Origin of the sequence: Streptomyces sp. HUAS TT11 (assembly GCF_051553595.1) — a bacterium.
Taxonomy (GTDB): Bacteria; Actinomycetota; Actinomycetes; order Streptomycetales; family Streptomycetaceae; genus Streptomyces.
Window position 1 is genome coordinate 18,783 of sequence record NZ_CP196187.1, and the last position, 17,485, is coordinate 36,267.

The following is a 17,485-nucleotide window of genomic DNA, read 5'->3' on the forward strand; positions in this document are numbered from 1 at the left end:
CCGCGACAGCACTGGGCCTCGTGTGCTTTGAGATGGACCAGGTGGACGAGGCCGTGCAGTGGTGGTCGCACGCAGCGAACTGGGCGAACATATAGGCGCGTATGCCTTGGGGAGTCTCCTGGCGGCACAAGGTCGGAATGAGGAGGCCATCGCGATGTACAGCAGAGCCGCCCAACTGGGAAACACCGACGCGGTTGAGCACATAAGGGCCTTGCGTAAGCATTACTGAGCCTGCCAAGACTGCCTCGAGGTACGTTAGCTTTGATCATCCATGAGGGCCCGTCAGCTTACTGACGGGCCCGCGCTTTGTGGTGAGTGCGGCTGGCGGTTTTCGGAGTCTGGGCAGGTTCAGCGCGCGACTGTCGCGTCGGGCGGGCGCCTGCTTCCACGGCTCCGGCTGTTCGCAGGGATGGGAACGTGATGGCCAGCCGGGGTTTGGGAGGGCCTGGAGCCGTTCCAGGGCATCGGTGATCATGTCGGTTCAGGCCAGTGCCTGGCGAGGCGGAGGTAGCGGCGGCTGCCGGTGGCGATGAGCTGGGCGGTGGTGGAGAACAGCCGAAGCCGCAGGCGGCGGAGCTCCCAGAGCCGGGCCGTGCCGGTCAGGGCGAGCAGGGGCGTCCGGGCCAGGAGGTCACGGGCGATCTGGAGGATCTCCAGCCAGATCTGGTTCTGTGCGACATCGCGGAGGGGGAGGTTGCGCAGGCCGGTGGCACAAGCAGCTCGGATGCGGTCCTCGGCCCGGGCCCGCTGCCGACGACGTAGTTCGAGGGTGGCGATCGCCTCGCCGACGGTGTTGATGGCGAAGCAGGCCAACCGCATGCCATCGGCATCGGTGAAAGGCGACTGGGCGCCGCCGGGATACGGCCGTTCCCTGCGCACGATCAGCCGCATCCCCTGGGCCATCCGGTCATGCAGTCCCCGGCGAGTTCGGCGACCCAGGCGCCGTCGCGACATCGCCGTCGGGTTCCACCTCCGACGGAGGGCCAGCAGCAGCAAACCGCAACGAAATCAGGTCCCGATGCGCCACCCGCATGTTCCTGCCGCCTGGCCCGAAAGGACGACGGCCGAACCCCAGCGCTGAGTGGCGCTCCCAGCCAGCTGGTCGAGGCGAAGCGAGACACCTAATGGCCTAGTAGGCATCACACCCCCCCGGGGGGTGGGGTCGTGGGCGTCAATTGGTGTCATCCGAAATCCGAACGATCGCCCGCAGGGCCAACTGGTGACTGGCAGAGTGATCGCCCATGACGGACTTTTCCAGTGCGGATGACGTGGTGGTGCACGGCAGCGATGCCGTCGATGTCCCGGTCCTGGTCCGGGGCGCGCCTGACCGGCGTCCCACGCCGCACTGGAAAACGGCAAGCACGCCGTGGCCGAACACCGGCACGGTGCCGCCGCACGGCTGGTACCTCGTGACAACCACCTGGCGGGAGATCCTCAAACACGCCGCCAGTGTCGGCCGCGATGCCACGCCTTGGATCGTCACCGTGCCGCAACTGGCCTTCCAGGAACTACTGGCTCGAATCACGCCGCTTCAGGCCTATCTCACCATCGAGGGCATACCGAATACTGACCGGCAGCCGGGAAGTACGGGGCGCCGGCTCGTGCCGAGCGTGGTGCACACCCACGGTGCGGAGCGCTCTGCCCGGGGAGCCTTCGGCTACCGGCTAGGGATGACCATGGCGCAGTGGCTGTGCTGCGGACGGTTGGGGCTTCCAGCGACCCGGCATGTGGAATCCTGGCCGCCTGCAGGCCTGCCTGGCTTCGACGATCCCAAGAAACGGCTACCTGACCTGACCGGGCGGCATCCGCATGACACCCGTCCGTGGTGGCTGATCGAGGCCAAGGCCGGGCTGAAAATCGGCCTAGGGGAACTCAGTGAAGGAGCGCAGCAGCTCATCAGCGGCAGTGCGCTCATGGGCGGCCTCCCCCACCGCCTGCTACTCACCGGAACCAGTATCAGCGACCAAATCTTCATGACGCTGGATGACATTCCCGTGCCCTGGGGCCAGGGCGGCGACGAAGGAGGCAACGGCGCGATCCCGCCCTCCGGCCCATCAGGCGAAGGCACCGGCGAATTCGCGGATGATGATTCGCTGTTGGAGGCCGCCCTCGACCATCTGCTGGTGTACCTGCACCTGCGCTACGGGTCCACGACCGGCCTGCGTGTGATCCCGTTTGCCACCGGCCCACGCTCGAGACGCCGGCCCATGGGCGGTAGCAGCATGCTCCCCCTCGAAGACGACCATCAGACCCGGGACCTACGCCGCGAGCTTCGGGCACGAAGCCAAGCGAATGCACGTGACCTGCGCCAACCTGGTATCACGGACTTCATCACCGCCCCGGTGCCCGGGACCGGGGTGCGTTTGGGGATGTCCCGGAGGCTGTTCGCCGCCTGCCAGCAGTTCCATGACGAGCAGGTCCGCATCCTCACAGAGACACCGGGCGGCCTGACCGCCGCCCGCGCCGTGCAGGACCACCTCTTCAGGACCGAGGATGACCTGGAGGCAGTTTTGCGGCAGGCACGGGGCCGCTTCCGGGAGCGCGAGATCGAAGAGCGGGAACGGGTCCGCCGCCGGGTCCGCAGCGGCTACTTCGCCGGCGCCGATCAGGACTGGGCCCAACTCCTCGGTGGCGTCGAGCCGCGAGTCTCCTTGGATGAGGAGGGCCTTTGGGAAGCGGCAGGCAGTTCGTCCTACGTCGCCGTAGAACAGAGCGAACCGCTCCGGTCCGCCGCTCGCCGCCCACCACGTTGATACGGCAGCCGATACACGTCGCTGTACCCAGTCTTCCTGCAACGACAGCGGTGCACCAGCTGCCGCATCACGCAAGGGCAGCGCGGTCTTGCGCCCATGCGCCTGCCTTGCAACGCGCCCGCGCTGATGGGCAACTCTCGGGCGTTCCAGCTGTGGAGGACTGCGGAGTACTGACGCTCTCTCCGCCGCAGGCTGCTGCACCCTCTCCAAGGCAGGCAGAGTGTCAGTGCAGACTGGTAGATCTTGGCTTTCCCGGCCGGCTCGAACGCCGCGACTCCGGCCGCCGTGTGGACCTGCCCGTCTTTGACCGTCTCAGCGCCGGGCGCGAACTGCGAGATGGCGATGTCCAGCGACCGGTCGACGACGCCGCTGGGCGGCCAGGGGTAGGAGTCGTAGGGTCGCTTGGTGTACAGGTAGCGGGCTGATGTGGGGAACCCGAACATCGGCAGCAGGCCGGACTCCGCCAGCCGCTGGCTGAGCTCGTGGTGGCCGCTGGGCTGGTCCGCGATCTGGGTGACACGATTGGCGAGCTCTCCAGCGACCCACGCCGCTGCCTGGACCGGGGGCCAGGTGCTGCGGGTGCGGTCGGCGAGGGCTTCAGCGAGGCTGCGGATCTCGGCCTCGTGCGATTTGATCCACGAGCTCACCGCCTCGCTGACGGCGGGCCAGTCCGCAGTGTGTCCGAACTGGCCGTGCACATTGCGGGTCGGGTCGATCCCTGCGTCGTTGTCGGCTTGGCCCTGCGCTGCGTCGAATGCCCTGCGCAGCACTTCCGCGGCGAGGACCCGCTGGTAGATGTCCCTCATGTCGGTGGACAAGTAGGGTGGCGGGGTCGGGTCGTTGGTGATGCGCTTGGGGTCCTGGAAGTAGTGCTCGTCGTGGCTGCGGCCGCGGCACACGGTGAGCGCGAGCGCGACCGGCGAGGTGCGCCGTCCTGCCCGTCCGACGCGCTGCTGGTAGTTGAACCGGGTCGGCGGCATGTTGGCCATAAGGACAGCGGAGAGCGGGCCGATGTCGACCCCGGCTTCCATAGTGGTGGTGACGGACAGGACGTCGAGGGTGTCGGGGAGTTCGTGCTCCTTGCCGTCGAGGAAGATCCCCTGGAAGCGGGCTTGGCGGGCCTGGGCGTCGAGGCGGTCTGTCTGGCCGGTGAGTTCGGCCGCGTTGAGGCGGAAGTTGCCGAACTGCCTGCGCGCCATCCATGCGTAGTAGTCGGCGTCCGTGCCATCGAACGGCTCGGGCGCCGCGGGAAGGGGCCGCCGGCACTTCGTGCAGATGCCGACGCCCGGGTGGAGGTGCCGGCGGCGGCAGACGGAGCAGGTCCAGGACACGGCGCGGCCGTGGCGCAGCGCGACGTGCTCAGGTTGGATGACGTACCCGAGGACCGCTGGTTTCCAGATCCGCTCCACAGTCCTCTGGAGCTCGTCGGGGTCTTGCTGCAGGTAGTCCGCGGCGCTGACCCAGAAATCCCGCAGTCTCTTGGGCGGAGTGTCCGCGGGCGTGCGCAGTCCTGCGAACCGGCGCATGTGGCCGAGGACGCGCAGGCTGGCTCGGGCGAGCGCGGCGTCGGAGGCCCGCTCGGCTTCGAGCGGGGCCTGGTCGGTTGTGAGGGTGAGCCAGCCCAAGCCGAGGGATTCGAAGTCGCGTCCCGCGCTGCCGAACAGGCCCTCGAGCAGCTCGCGGGTGAGGGCTTCGCGGATGTCTTGGCGCAGCTGCTCCTGCCGCTCGCTCAGGACAAGGCCCGATTCATCGCGCACCTTGCCGCCGGGTGGCTCAGGCCATTGGTATAGCGAGGTCCAGGGCCGCGGCTGGGTGCCCTTGGAGTAGCTGGTCTGCTGCAGGGACGCCTTGGGGCCGCCGGGGTTGATGCCGCGCTGCACCAGGCGGTCAGCGATAGCCGCGCCGTGGCTATCGAGGCTGGGCACGCGGCTGAGGCGGCCGTAGAGCACGGCCTCCTCAGCCGCGTCGGGCAGGTCGTCGTCGAGGTCGTCGAGACCCTCGGACGGCTGGGGCTTTTGCAGCTTCTCCCAGGCATCGTAAGTGTCCCGGTCCCGGGAGCGGAGCCGGTCGCGGGCCGCCTTGGCCGTCTTCTTATCCACCGGGTTGCCGGGGGACTTGCGGAAGAAGCCGGAGACGGTCGCGAGGTCGGCGACCGGATCGCCCTGGCCCTCGACCTCTTCGGCGAGCAGCAGGCGCAAGAGGTCTTGGTAGTGGCGCAGCCCCAGGCCCGCGGACAGCTTCGCCGCGTCCTGCCGGCTATCGGAGAAGACCACTGCCTGCCGGTTGGGCAGGAGGGAGAGGATTCCGGTGGTCAGGACTTGGTTGACCTTCTCGAAACCGGTGCGCATGGAGCGGACCGGCGTGCGCATGCGGCGCGGGTCGCTCAGGCTGAGGTGCTCGCTCCCGACCTGCCGCAGCTCCCAGTCGTCTCCGCACGCAGGGCACTGGGTCGGAGCGGAGGGGAGGTTATCGGCCTTGAGCCGGGCCCGTCCCTTCTTGGGCTGCGGCACGCTGGTGTGGAACGACCAGCCCGTGTGGTCGCGCTGGTTGCGGAGCATGCCGGTGCGTGGGTCGTACTTGCTGCGCTTGAACTCGAAGCCGGCGCTCAGCGTGCCCTTGTCCGACGAGGAGTCCCACTCCAGTCTCTCCACGGCCGGATCGTCCGTGCGCGGCCAGTAGACGACGTAGTTGGCGGCACTCGGCCCGAGCGAGGCAGCGTCGGGGAGCGAGTCGAGGTCGGGCAGGTCCGCGAGCAGGCCCGCTTCGAACGGGCGCCCCGCAGCGTTGCGGAAAGCCGACTCGGGTGCGTACCCGCCCAGGAACGCGTCCCCGCAGTTCTGGCAGTAGAGGAGTTCCAGGACGCGGGCGTCACAGCTGCAGCGCGGCGTGGGCCGGGAGTACAGCTTGCCGACGGTCCTCTGCATGCCTTCCGGGCGCGGGGCGTGGGGGCATTGGGGGTCCGAGCAGGCCCAGACTCCGGGGATGTTGCGGAAGAAGAGGTGCCCGCGGAGCTTGGGGGTGCGAGGGTCGGTTGAGCGGCGCAGCGCGGTGAGGACTCCGCGCAGCGCCTTCTCCTGGGTGGCGGCGCCGACGGCAGGGAACAGGCGGGCGGCGACCTCGGTGTCGAAGCCGGCGATGAGCCGGTCGCCGTCGCGCAGCGCGTTCACGAGCGCATCGCAGGCTCCGGTGTCTGCCAGGAGCCGTTCGGCCTGGCCGGCTTCGGTATCCGTCTCCAAGGACGCGTAGGCACCGGCGTGCTCGGAGATGTCGGTGCGGGTGTGCAGCGGCAACACGAGCTGGCCGCCCAGGACCTCGAACCGGTCGCGGTCGACGCCAAAGAACTCCTGCAGGAAGTCCAGGTCGCGGGGCGCTTCGAGGGAGGCGGAAGCGGCAAGGATGCGGAACTTGTCCGGCCGATCGTCCAGACCGAGGCGGTGGCGCAGGTTGCGCAGGAGGTAGGCGATCTCCGTGCCCGCGGTGCCGCGGTACATGTGAAGCTCGTCGACGACCAGGGTGAAGCGGGCCTCCGGCACCTCCTTGAGCCAGCGGCGCGTCTTGTCGAAGATCCCCGACTCGCGCGAGCGCATCAGCATGACGTTGAGCATGCTGTAGTTCGTGATCATGATGTCCGGCGGGGCCTGGATCATGTCCCAGCGGCTGCGCATCTCCGCGCCGTCCAGCCGGGGGATGAAGTAGCGCCCGTCTCCGTCGGCCTTCTGCGCCTGGCGGGCGCGCTCCTCTGTGGCGGCGAACTCCTTGCGCATCGTATTCACCCCGGCGGCCGAGCCGATGTCGCCCGGGACCGGTGTCGCTCCGGTGTAGCGGCCGAAGTAGAAGCGGTGCCCGGGCCGCGACCTGGCGAGCCACGCCCGGACGTCGTCGCTGTCCAGGGCCCTGCGCAGGCGCATCATCTGGTCGTCGACGAGCGCGTTCATGGGGTAGAGGACGAGGGCGCGTACGGCTGCGTGCCGACCGGCCTCGCCTGCCCGCTGCGGCTGGTAGCGGCCGTCGGGTGAGGCCCACCACCGGTTCGACGGCAGTGAGGCGGTCGGCCATGCCGCGGACTCGCTCACGAGGTCGGCCAGGATGGGCAGCATGAACGACTCCGTCTTGCCGGAGCCGGTGCCTGCCGTTACGACGACGTCGCGCCCGCCCTGGACGGCGGCGGCTAGAGCCCGGTGCTGGTGCTCGTACAGCGAGGGGACGCCTTGGAGCAGGCCGAGCTGGACCAGTTCGGCGAGGTCGGGGTGGGCACCCGCCGCGCGGACGGACTCGGCGATGCCCGCATCCATCTGGACGTAGCGCGGGCGGACTTCCAGCAGGGGGCGCCGCCAGGCCCCGCCGTCGGTGTCGAAGAGGTTCTGGCGCTCTCGTTCGAGGTGCTCGTCGGCGAGCCCGAAGGGCGTGTTGTAGTAGCGGAAGAGCGCGTCCTTGAGGTGCTCGAACGAACCGAGGATGTCCACATCTCGGCTGGTGGGGCCGGGCTGCTGGGCGGCGGTGTCACTCATCGTTGTTCCCCCCGAGGTGCTGTCCGAGCGACTCTGCGATCTTCATAGCTACGGTCTTAGGCACGTTGTCGTATGCGAGGTTCTCGGCTTGCGCGTTGATGCGGGGCGCGAGGCCGCAGCACATGACGGCCACACGCCGGTGCAGGTCGGGCAGGGGGTACCCCCAGTCGACGAAGAGGGTCCCGAACCTCTGGCGCCCGCAGTCCTTCTCAGGCAGCCAGCGCAGCACGTCCGCTCGGCGGGTGCGGGCCCCCAGCACGGTGTAGACGCCCTGCTCGTGGCTGGTCTCGTACCACTGCCCGCCGCGCAGGACCTGGCATACGCGCTTGCTGTCGCGCCGCTTGAGCCGGTACAGGCCATCCCCCTTGGGGCCACGGACGGGCTGGTATTCGCCGCGGTGCAGGTCGTACTGCTCCAACGGCTTGCCGAACTCCGGTGCCGAAGTGCGCACTTCAAGCCGCAGCGGCGGAAGCAGAGCAGCGCCTTGGAGTGCAAAGCACGGCGTGTAGGAGGCACCGAGCCCGGCCGCCCACGCCGTGAGCTCTGCCTCGTCGTCGAACTGGACGATCAGCGAGTGGGGCAGGGGGATGTCCCGCGGCGGGCGCGCGCTGGAGACCCGGAGCACCTCGAGCGGTCCTTCCTGCGCCGCCTGTTCCAGGCGCGCGTCGAAAGCGGCCGTCCGGCTCCCGGTCAGTACCGCCAGCCCCCGGGCCTTCGGCAGCCGCGTTAGGACGGGCGGGGCAGCACACCAGCGCCTGTTGCGCCAGTCGATGTCCATGTAGGCCAGGGAGACGGCGTCGCGCAGCCAGCGGCCTGCGGCGCCCGGCTCGATGTCCGGGCAGTGCTTGGCCGCCAGCCACCACATCCCCTGCTTGATATCGGACAGCGCGCCGGCGCCCTGCTCGCTGGCCCAGCGCAGCAGCAGGCCTCCCGTGTCGGTCATCAGGCTCCCCGCCTCCGGCTGATCGTTTCTGCCGCCGCCACGTAGTCGAGCCAGGCCGGGATGTGCGAGCGCGGGGCGGCGCTGAGGACGGCGTAGGCCCAGCCGTAGTCGCCGCCCGACGGCGCGGGAGGGGGTATGTCCGCCGCTGCAACCAGCGCCTTGACCGACCACCGGGCCGACGTGCGGTAGACCAGCCAGACGAAGCCCTCCGGCACCTCGGTCTCGAGACAGGGGCCGAGGGCGTCTTGGGGCAGGCGGGAGGCCATCCATGCGGGGGCCGGCCGCTGCCTGGCCTCGTGCACGCCCCCGTAGGGGTCGAGCAGCACGGCTTCCAGGACGGTGGAGCGCACCAGCGCGGTCCGCGGGAGGCGGATGCTGTCCGGTGCGTCAGCACCGCGGACGAACGCACCTGAGTCTTCTGCTTCACTCAGCTCAGGCCGGGCAGTGCCGCCGCAGGGGTATCCGAGTGCGCCGGTGCCGGGCGGCAGGCCTTCGTGCAGTCCGTCGTGCAGCGTGAACACCTGGCTGCTGTGGGCCGTCCCTACCCGGTGCTGCCCCTCCTCGAGGGGGATGAGGCAGAGCGGGAACGGTACCCGGGGGTCGGCGCGCAGCTTCTCCGTCCGGCCGTCCAGGACGACTTCTACGCAGCCGTCCGGGGAGTCGCTGGCAGGCAGCAGGAGGTCGGGGGCACCGCCGCGCAGGAAATGGCCCGCCACGCCGGCCCCTGCCCGGTACTCGGAGGCGATGCGCAGTCCGCCGGACAGCGCGGCGCGGTGCCGCATCTGGGGCTGGAGCACGTGGGCGTGCTCTCCGCCCCGGTCCAGGGTTCGTGCGAAGGCTCCCCCGTTGACGGCGCGCACGCCCTTGAACAGCTTCCACCCCACTACTGGGGAGGCCGTTTCCCGGACGGTGCGGCCGCCGAGGGCATTGACCATGGACCGCACTTCGCCGACGGCGGAGTCGGCGGCCAGGATCCAGTGCTGCTCGCCGGGCTCGAAGTACTCGGTGCTCACCCACTCGCCCAGGTGGCGGTGCATCCGCAGCAGCACGACGTCCTGCGGCACCCACTCCAGGACCAGGTCGTCGCCCTCCAGGCGCATACCATGTGCCAGCTGCTGCGCGGAGGGGTGCAGCGACTCCAGCCCCCCGTAGACGTCGCCGTACTCCTTGCGCAGCGTGAACGTGCGGCCGCCGGGCACAGCGACGCGGCTCTCATCAATCCCGTCGCTGGCCTCGGCGAGCCATTCCAGGCGCCTGCCGCGGTCCGCGACCATGAGCCTCAGCCCGACGACCCGGCGCCGGTGCTCGCGCTCCGGCTCGTGCAGGGTGCCGTCCCAGTCGTCGGCGAGCCGCTTGACCAGACCGGCGATCAGGGTCTCGCCCGTGTCCGCAGCGCTGGCGAGCTCCTCCATGAGCCGGGGGGACAGGCCCCGGTCCCGGCCCGTCGTCCACACGCGGAGCCGCCGCAGCAGCTCGCGGCCGGAGACCTCGTTGGGGTTGTGCGGCCGCAAGCGGGTGGCAGCAAAGAAGCGGGTCAGCACCTGCCGGTCCGAACCCCTCACCAGCGCCTGCGAGATGGGGTAGCCGATCTTCCAGTAGAAGTCGTCGGTGCTGACCGTGCTGGCGCCGTAGAGCCCGCACGTCTGCTCCAGCCAGGTGTCGAGCTCCTCCCACATCGCGGCGACATCCTGGAAGGCGTGCTCCAGCTTGTTCGCTCGCCAGCTGGGGGGCCGCTCGCCGAACAGCTGGATCCACCGTCCGTAGAAGTTGGTCTTCAACATGCCGTCGGAGGACGCCATGCGGGTAGCCGCCAGCACCGACAGAGCGAGCACCGGCAGGCTCGGCGGCGCGCCCTTGCTCCCGCGCTGCGCCCACATCTCGCACTCGCGCTGCACGCGCCAAAACAGCGGGCGCTCCGCATCGCCCCAGTTCAACTCGTCAGCGACGGCCTGGGCAAGAGGGGTTCCAATCCCGTGGTCCCTCGCGAGATCCCGCTCGACCTCATCGTCCACGTACAGGACCGTGCTCCGCCCTGCATGGCCCTCACCGAAGAACTCTGCAGAGAGCACCTCGTACCAGTGCTTGTACCCGGCTCTCATCCGACCTTCCAGCTTCCGCCGCGCACAGCTGCCTGCCTGCCCTCGGCTGCCGACCCGCGCCCGGCCGACCCTCGCCTGCCGCCCGCACCGCTAGGGCGGACGGCGCAGCCGCATGTAGGGGGATGCGGCCGCTGAAAACGCACGCATCTTTTCGTGTACAGCTCAACCACACTACTTCCGGGCCTGCTTGCACGATAGGCGAGCGGCACCGCCGCCTTCCGCGGTACCACGGCGGCGATCGGCACCACGCGGGACGACGAGGCAGCCGCAGTCCCCCGCCATCCGCCCTTGCGTGCCGTCCTCCCGCGTATACACATGCGCACGGAAGCACAAGCCACCGCATCCCCCACTACCGCTCCCCCTCTGCTGGAACCGCCAAGCGCATCACGCCGCTTGGGCACTCGTCCGCCAGGCCGCAACGGGCCCCCGCGCACGCCCCCTCCCGGCCCCGACCAGCCCCGCAGCACAAAAGCATCAAGCGAGGCCACAGGTTATCCATGCAACCTGCACATAATCGACACACGTACCGCAACTGTGATCTTGCCTGGCAGGCAACCAGCCCGGCCGCACGCGTCGCAGAAGCTCCTCCGGGTCCTGCTGCGCTAGCACGGGGCAGCCCCTCACCCTCATACCCCCGACTCGCCAAACGCCGGAGGCTTCTTAATGCAGGCATCCGCAGGATGCTTCGCTCTTCACTTCCAGGGGTCCGCTCACTCCACGTACTTCCGTGGTCCGTTCACCCCCCTGAGACGCTGTACGCCGCCCGGCCGAGGTGCTCGAGCACGGTTTGGTGGGCCCGCCAGCCATCGGGGAACTTCGGCGGGACGTCCAGGTAGAGCGGCGAGGTGGACGGGTGGCGGTCCAGGAGCTCGCGGATGCCTGCGCGGCCGACGACCACGCAGGCGTGGCGGTGCCGGGACAGGAGGACGCAGAGCCGGCCGGTTTCCAGGTGGAAGGCGCTTGCGTCGGCACGGCCGGAGAGGGGGTGCCAGACGAGGGTGACGTCGAACTCGCGGCCCTGGAGGCGGTTGGCGGTGTCGACGGTGATGTCGGCGAGGTGGTCACCGTGGCGGTCGAGGCGATCGCGGACGGCGGCGACCTGGTCGTTGTGAGCGGCGCCGATGGCGATGCGGGAGGCGGTGAGGTGGGCGGCTTCGCCTGACGAGTGGGTGGTGGCGCCGCGCTGGAGCAGGCGGTTGGCAGTGTCGGCCAGCGCGGCGGCGAGTTCGCCGTCGGTGCGGAGGGTGTGGCGGTGGGGCAGTTCGAGGTAGCCCCAGCCGGTGGCGGCGGCTTTGTCGAGGACCTGGTCGACCGCGGTGGTGCCGAGGGCGGCGGTAGACAGGGTCAGGATCCGCTCGCCCGCGCGGGTGCCGGGGGTGAAGGGGTAGAAGGGGTAGAAGGCCTGCTCGACGAGAGGCGCTGCGGAGGCCGGCAGGCGCCAGGAGATGGGCAGCTGGTGCAGGGGCATGCCGGGGTTGTGGGCGAGGGCCACGTCGACGGCGTTGCGCAGCGGGTCCCAGGTGAGGCCGGCCCAGCGGTCGGTGTCGATGGTGGCGAACGGGTCGAGCTGGCCGGGGTCACCGACGAAGAGGGCGTGCGCGAAGAGCTTGCCTGTGCGCAGTAGCGCGTCGGAGCGCATCTGGTAGGCCTCGTCGACGATGGCCCACTCCCAGGAGACGTCCTTCACGAAGGCCCACTTCGCTGCGGTGGCGATGACGACTGGGAGGTGGCGCAGGTGGGTGACGTCGGTGAAGAGGGTGACGTTGGCAAGGTCGAGGATGCGGCGAGGGGCGGCGTATCCGCTGGCGTGGAGGCGGCCGATGCCGAGGTCGGGTCGGTCGGTGGCGAGGCGGGTGACGAGGTCGTCGACCTGTTCGTTGGTTTGAGCGACGATCATGACAGGGCGGTTCTGGTCGGCGAGGTGTCCGGCGGCGCGCACGACGAGGGTGGACTTGCCCGCGCCGGGCGGCGAGTCGACGACGATGCCGCGCTCGGCAGTCGTGTCGAGATCGTGGAGTACACCGGCCACCGCGGCGTCAGCGCGGGCGCCCGGGCTGTCCGGGCTGTCGGGCGCTGGGCCCTGGGAGGCGGGCTGCGTCGGCGTGGTCATTCCCAGACCTCCTGGGCGTCGTCGTTGGTCGGCTGGTAGTCCTCGCGCGGGCCGCCATGCGTCCAGGGCACATCGCTGTCGTCGGGCACGGCGGCCGAGGTGAAGTGGCCGCCGAGGACGGTGTAGAGGAGTTCTTCGCCGAGTTCAGGGACGGCACCGGGAGATGCCGGCGGTTTCTGCTTCCCGAGTCCTCCGGAGAGTTCGAGATCGACGTGGAAGCCGTCTGCTGCCTCGCAGATGTCGATGACCTGGGCCTTCTGGCCGGGGCGGGCGGGGCTGCGCAATTCCTTGCCGTCCCCGGTGCGCGGTCTGGTCTCGGTCTGGAGTGTGACTGTGGGCCGGAACACCGCGCGCTTGGGCCCTTGGACCATGCGTTCGGCGTCCCTGGCCACTACCCGTCCGGCGAAGGCGGCGCCGTCGAGTTCGTACTCGGCCATGACCAGCGGATCGTCGAAGGCGCGGGCGGTCTGGTAGCGGGCGACGGCGTCCTCGAGGCGGGCGAGGCGGCGGGCGGCGCCGGCCGCGTGGTCGCGGCGCGGCTGGGGTGCTCCGCCTTCGGCAAGGTACTCGGAGCGCAGGGTGAAGGCGGTGCGGTCGTACGCCCAGCGGTCGGAGACGCTTCGGCCGGGTGGCAGGTCGCGCAGCAGGTCGATGCCGTGCCACATGTCGTGCCAGGTGGGCAGCAGTTGGGATCGCAGCTCGGTTTCGAGGGCGCGTAGGGCGGAGGCCTGGCGGTGCTCGTCGCCGGTTGCACAGGCAGCGTCGTAGGTCGCGATCAGCTCGACCAGAGTGCGGTCGAAGACCGGGTCCGTGGCGGGGCCCGCGGGCGGGTGGCGGTCGGGGTCCTCGGCGAGGAGCGCCGCCTCGGGGCTGGTAAGGCCGGTGGGCGGATCGATCCAGCCGAGGACGGCGGCCAGGTTGCCGTCCTCCGTGCTGCTCTGGCCGGTGGCCCAGTGTGCGGTGAGCAGCCCGGTCATACTCAGCAGCAGGCTGGAGCCGGGGAACTCGCTTTGGTCGCAGGCCCAGGTGAGCCAATTGCCGAGCAGCGGCACGGCCGGGTCGACGGCGTGCTCGCCGGTCGTGCGGCGCAGTCGGGTGGAGCGGCCGAGGAGCCGGGTGAAGGCCACACCGCCGGGGTTGGGCAGGAGGATCTGCGGGGCCTGGGTGTAGCGTTCGCGGGTTTCCTTGCCACGGGCTGCCGGATAGCTCTCGGTCCGCTCGCGGCAGGAGTCGAAGTAGGGCATGAGCAGCGCGGCGAGTTGTTCGGTGAAGCGGAAGCGCTGGGTGCGGTTGCGTGGCTGCGCTACGACGAGCAGATGGGGCTGGTTGCGGTCGGTGCCGGCCATGGCGGCGAGCGGAGCGCAGGCCTCGCCGGCGAGCTTGAGCGGGATGAGGACGAAGGGGCGCTCGGCGATGTGGGTGTGCCGGACGGTGGTGAGCGGCTGGGCTCGGCCCAACTGCTCGGCACGCAAGGCGGCCAGGGCGGTGAGGGTGCTCACGCGGCGCCTCCGATCCGGCGGGCGCGCAGACGGTCGGCGGCGCGGAGCCGTTCGACGATCTCGGCCTGGGTGGGGTCGGGATCGAGCGCGGCGTCGATGAGTCTGAGAGCCGTGCGGGTGGAGTCGATACCGGCCAGCTCGTTGCGTACCGAGGTGCCCAGGCGGGCCGGTTCGCAGGCTGTGGTGGCCTGGTTGCGGCAGTACTGGGCGAGTTCGCAGAAGTCGAGGCAGGCGGGGTTGTAGGCGGGGTCCAGGTGGTCGAGGGCACGGGCGAGTTCCTCGCCGGTGCGGGCCGGCGTGCCGTCGAGGCCCGCAGTGAGGTCGAAGGTGGCGTCGGCCGGGAGGAGGGCGGCGAGGTCCTCAGCGCGGCTGAGCCGACCGAGTTGGAATTCGATCGCGTCCAGTTTCTGGCGCAGGTCGACGAGTCTGCCGTACGGCTGGTTGGCGAAGTCTTTGGGGCAGATGAGCAGGAACTGGTCCGCGACGGCGTTCGCGGCCGCCGAGGCATTGAGGCCGAGGGCGGCGAGGGTCTGGCGCAGCGCGATGACATACACCGCGGCCTGCTTGGCCGCCTCGGCGACCTTGCCCGGGTCGGCCTGGCCGTCGATCGCGGCAAATGACTTGATCTCGGCGATGTAGAACCTGCCGCCGATGCGGTGGGTGACGGCGTCGGGTTCGAGGTAGGCGCTCTGGCCTGCGACCTGGAGGGTGAGGACGGGGTGGTCCAGGATCAGGCGCTCGTCGCTGCCCTCGGCGACGCGGCGGAGCAACCGGCGGGTCTCGGCGGCGCGGAGCTTGAGGTCGGTGTTGGCCCCGACCGTGTTGAGGTCGGCGACGCCGGCCTCGTGGACGGGGACGTCGAGCTCTGCGCGCAGCAGGGTGAACATGGCGGCGTAGCCGTCCGCCTTGACCAGGTCCTCGAAGGCGTTGCCCCGGGATATCGCGAACGGGGACTGCCCGAAGCGGGCGGCGAAGCCGACGCGGGCGGCGAGCGCGTTCTTGTCGACGCCGGCGGCGTCGAGCACGGCGCGGCGGGCGCAGCCGGGGTTGGCGGTCAGTGCAGTGATCTTCCGCGCGGTGTACGCCTGCGGGGCGATCGGTCCGCGCAGGCGCGAGAGCCTGTCTTCGGAGCTGGGCGGCGCCATGGCTTCTTCCTGGGCAGGTGGATGGGCGAGCAGAGGGATGAACCGGGGTGGCGCGGAGCGCCGCTCAGGTGCCGTCTGTTCCGGTGGGGTCAGCGGCACCGGCGAGACCGAGCGAGGGCGCACCGAAGAGCTTCTGCGTGTCCGTCAGGTTGCGGGCGCGCTCAGCGGCGGCGCGCCGCTGGGAGGCGTCCTGCGCGGCGTGGACCTCGAACTCCGCTGTGGCGGCGCGGATGACCCGCTCTGGGTCGGGGGCGCCGAAACCCTCGTGCGCTCCGGGCACGTTCTGCGCGAAGCGGTGCAGCAGTCGCCAGGCGGCATCCGAGGGTTGTTCACCGGTCGCCTGGATGCGCTGGATCTGCTCGGCGACCCTGATGGTTTGGGTGAGGAAGTCCGTGCGCGGGCCGAGCGGCCCGACGATGCGCTGTTCCAACGGCCAGGTGGAGACGGCCAGGAGCCCTCTGGCCGGGGCCAGCCGGTCGTGGGTGAGGGCGGCGCAGATGTAGTAGGGGCGCGCATGGGCCTGGGCGGCGAAGGAGCGCTCCTCATCGCGGCGCAGCGACGCCAGCCGGGTGGTGACGATCGCGTCGGCGAAGAAGGCTTCGTGTGTGGCGGAGATCAGCTTGGGTGCGGCGTTGGCACCGAGGACGGTGAGCGCCTGGTGGACCTGCTCGCGCACAGGGATCACGGCGCCGCCGCTGCGGGAGGCTCTCGCGACGAAGGGGGGAGCATCGGACCGCTGAGCGGCAGCGCTGTCGGCCGGCTCCGCAAGGGCGGTATCGGCTTCCGCGTCCAGGGCGTCGTTCCATGCCTGCTCGACAGCGCGCAGTTCACGTCGGGCCTTCGACGCAGCGCCCTTGTCTCCCGCGCGCGTTGCTTCGCGGAGACAGGCACGGAGGTCTGCCATCCGCTGTTCGAGTGCTTCGAGTGACTCGGGCATGGCGGCAGCATAGCCCAGACTCCAACCCATTCCAATGTTTTCCAAAGGGTTCCAAAGTTCGGCTTCGTGGCGCTACGCTCCTGGCAACAGCACGGCTCCCGCCCCTCTCGGGCGAAGCCTGTGCATGCCTTCACCGTGCCTCGTGTCAGGCCCCACCCTGCCGCCGGCTGCAGCGCGCTCCTACGCCCGCCGCCTCGCCCTCGCGCATTCTGTGCCACTTCACCAAGGAACTGCCATGAGCCCTGCCACGCCTCCGTATCCGCCGAACCCGTCCGCCCCTCACTGGGCGACGCAGCACCCGACCGCCTACTCCCCGGCGCCGCAACCGCTGGTGAAGCCCTCGCGGCGCAAGGCCTGGCTCACCCACGGTGCGGTCGGGGTCGTCGCCCTGTTCCTCGGCGCCGCGGCAGGCGGCGGAGGCGCCGAGGCCAATGGCAACGCGGCTGCGAATCCGGCCGCGACGGTGACCGCCACCGCCAAGGCGGCCGCCGCCCCGGCCCCCACGGTGACCGCCACCAAGACAGTCACCGCCAAGCCGCCCAAGCCCAAGGGCCCCGCCACCACCATCGCTGGGGATGGCGAGTACCTGGTCGGCACCGACATGCAGGCCGGCACCTACCGCACGGCCGGCCCGGACAACTCGGTCCTGTGCTACTGGGAGCGGGCCAAGGACTCCACCGGCGACTTCAACTCGATCATCGCCAACAACAACCTCCAGGGAAGCGGCCGGGCGACCGTCCGCAAGGGCGAAGTCTTCAAGACCACTGGCTGCCAGAAGTGGGCCAAGGTCGGCTGACCGCAGCACACCGCCCGCACCCCGACGCCCACGACGCCCACGACGCCCAAGTGAGAGGGAAAACCGCAGCTTGACCGAGTCCGGTGAGCTCGAGCTCACCATCTACCACCGGCACCTGGCCGCGCTGCTGCGGCGCAGCGACGACGAGAACTTCCGCGCCCTGCTGGAACAGGCGCGCCGCGTCACACGCGGCTCGTACGAGACCAGCCTGTACGACCACCAGCAGGCCTTCCGGCTCCTGTGGCACCACCTGGACCGCAACGGGTACCTGCGCCAGGCCCACCGCGACGCCTGCACACGGCTCGCCTCCGGACACACCGCCCCGGACGAGGCCGCCGACCTGGAGCTCTTCCTCACCGTCTACGCGCAAGTCCGCACCACCTGAACTCGCGCCAAGCACCCTCCACGCGGCAATCGCGCCAGTGGCGGGCGACCCCGCACCGCCCGCCACCCACCGACCCACCAGGACAGGAGGACCCCGCCATGGGACAGCGCTCACCGCTCGCACGCGCACCCCGGTCCCAGACCCGCCAGCGCCGCGGCATCTGCATCGACCAGCAGGTCAAGGCCCTCGTCGGGCCGATCGTCCTGACCACCGATGCCTCCGTCGCCGCGGACTGCGTCACTTCCGGCACCCTCGCCGACCACCGGCGCCGCGCCGCCGCCTGACCTCCCCGCATGGCCCTCCGCCGCAC

Annotated in this window: 11 protein-coding genes and 1 pseudogene; 4 read left to right on the forward strand and 8 right to left on the reverse strand. The window is 70.3% G+C overall.

Translation table 11 applies throughout. The features are described 5' to 3' along the window. Window positions 1–427: 427 nt before the first annotated feature. Window positions 428–965: pseudogene (locus tag ACSHXN_RS46925) on the reverse strand (transposase); the annotation flags it as partial. A 276-nt stretch (window positions 966–1,241) separates the two neighbouring features. On the opposite strand from ACSHXN_RS46925, the gene ACSHXN_RS46930 reads away from it, so the two are divergent. Then, window positions 1,242–2,753, forward strand: coding sequence for a gamma-glutamyltransferase (locus ACSHXN_RS46930; protein ID WP_438307005.1), 1,512 nt, complete (start codon window positions 1,242–1,244; stop codon window positions 2,751–2,753). Here ACSHXN_RS46930 and ACSHXN_RS46935 read toward each other — a convergent pair. From ACSHXN_RS46935 to ACSHXN_RS46965, 7 genes are all read right to left on the reverse strand, one after another. Then, complete coding sequence (locus tag ACSHXN_RS46935; RefSeq protein ID WP_438307006.1) at window positions 2,693–7,261, reverse strand: DEAD/DEAH box helicase; 4,569 nt, start codon at window positions 7,259–7,261, stop codon at window positions 2,693–2,695. The genes ACSHXN_RS46930 and ACSHXN_RS46935 overlap by 61 nt on opposite strands. Continuing rightward, window positions 7,254–8,204: a hypothetical protein gene (locus tag ACSHXN_RS46940; protein ID WP_438307007.1), complete on the reverse strand. Its 951-nt coding sequence runs from the start codon at window positions 8,202–8,204 to the stop codon at window positions 7,254–7,256. The genes ACSHXN_RS46935 and ACSHXN_RS46940 overlap by 8 nt, the downstream gene beginning before the upstream one ends. After that, window positions 8,204–10,303 (reverse strand): hypothetical protein, encoded by a 2,100-nt coding sequence (locus ACSHXN_RS46945; RefSeq protein ID WP_438307008.1) that lies wholly within the window; start codon window positions 10,301–10,303, stop codon window positions 8,204–8,206. Before ACSHXN_RS46945 ends, ACSHXN_RS46940 begins: the two co-directional genes overlap by 1 nt. A gap of 736 nt (window positions 10,304–11,039) precedes the next feature. Continuing rightward, entirely contained in the window at window positions 11,040–12,413 is a 1,374-nt protein-coding gene (locus tag ACSHXN_RS46950; RefSeq protein WP_438307009.1) for an AAA domain-containing protein, read from the reverse strand. Then, complete coding sequence (locus ACSHXN_RS46955) at window positions 12,410–13,912, reverse strand: hypothetical protein (RefSeq protein WP_438307010.1); 1,503 nt, start codon at window positions 13,910–13,912, stop codon at window positions 12,410–12,412. The genes ACSHXN_RS46950 and ACSHXN_RS46955 overlap by 4 nt, the downstream gene beginning before the upstream one ends. Beyond that, complete coding sequence (locus ACSHXN_RS46960) at window positions 13,909–15,057, reverse strand: hypothetical protein (RefSeq protein WP_438307011.1); 1,149 nt, start codon at window positions 15,055–15,057, stop codon at window positions 13,909–13,911. Before ACSHXN_RS46960 ends, ACSHXN_RS46955 begins: the two co-directional genes overlap by 4 nt. A 64-nt stretch (window positions 15,058–15,121) precedes the next feature. Beyond that, window positions 15,122–15,994: a hypothetical protein gene (locus ACSHXN_RS46965; RefSeq protein ID WP_438307013.1), complete on the reverse strand. Its 873-nt coding sequence runs from the start codon at window positions 15,992–15,994 to the stop codon at window positions 15,122–15,124. Between the two features lie 235 nt (window positions 15,995–16,229). Between ACSHXN_RS46965 and ACSHXN_RS46970 the strand changes: the two genes are divergently transcribed. From ACSHXN_RS46970 to ACSHXN_RS46980, 3 genes are all read left to right on the forward strand, one after another. Continuing rightward, window positions 16,230–16,790 (forward strand): hypothetical protein, encoded by a 561-nt coding sequence (locus ACSHXN_RS46970; protein WP_438307014.1) that lies wholly within the window; start codon window positions 16,230–16,232, stop codon window positions 16,788–16,790. 70 nt (window positions 16,791–16,860) lie between these two features. Next, a complete protein-coding gene (locus tag ACSHXN_RS46975; RefSeq protein WP_438307015.1) occupies window positions 16,861–17,175 on the forward strand; it encodes a hypothetical protein in 315 nt (104 codons plus the stop codon). 98 nt (window positions 17,176–17,273) lie between these two features. Continuing rightward, window positions 17,274–17,459, forward strand: coding sequence for a hypothetical protein (locus ACSHXN_RS46980; RefSeq protein ID WP_438307016.1), 186 nt, complete (start codon window positions 17,274–17,276; stop codon window positions 17,457–17,459). Window positions 17,460–17,485 lie beyond the last annotated feature (26 nt).

Bases quoted from the DNA above. Each gene is read 5' to 3' on its own strand.
- ACSHXN_RS46930 (WP_438307005.1), top strand. From the start codon at position 1,242: ATGACGGACTTTTCCAGTGCGGATGACGTGGTGGTGCACGGCAGCGAT.
- ACSHXN_RS46935 (WP_438307006.1), bottom strand. From the start codon at position 7,261: ATGAGTGACACCGCCGCCCAGCAGCCCGGCCCCACCAGCCGAGATGTG.
- ACSHXN_RS46940 (WP_438307007.1), bottom strand. From the start codon at position 8,204: ATGACCGACACGGGAGGCCTGCTGCTGCGCTGGGCCAGCGAGCAGGGC.
- ACSHXN_RS46945 (WP_438307008.1), bottom strand. From the start codon at position 10,303: ATGAGAGCCGGGTACAAGCACTGGTACGAGGTGCTCTCTGCAGAGTTC.
- ACSHXN_RS46950 (WP_438307009.1), bottom strand. From the start codon at position 12,413: ATGACCACGCCGACGCAGCCCGCCTCCCAGGGCCCAGCGCCCGACAGC.
- ACSHXN_RS46960 (WP_438307011.1), bottom strand. From the start codon at position 15,057: ATGGCGCCGCCCAGCTCCGAAGACAGGCTCTCGCGCCTGCGCGGACCG.
- ACSHXN_RS46965 (WP_438307013.1), bottom strand. From the start codon at position 15,994: ATGCCCGAGTCACTCGAAGCACTCGAACAGCGGATGGCAGACCTCCGT.
- ACSHXN_RS46970 (WP_438307014.1), top strand. From the start codon at position 16,230: ATGAGCCCTGCCACGCCTCCGTATCCGCCGAACCCGTCCGCCCCTCAC.
- ACSHXN_RS46980 (WP_438307016.1), top strand. From the start codon at position 17,274: ATGGGACAGCGCTCACCGCTCGCACGCGCACCCCGGTCCCAGACCCGC.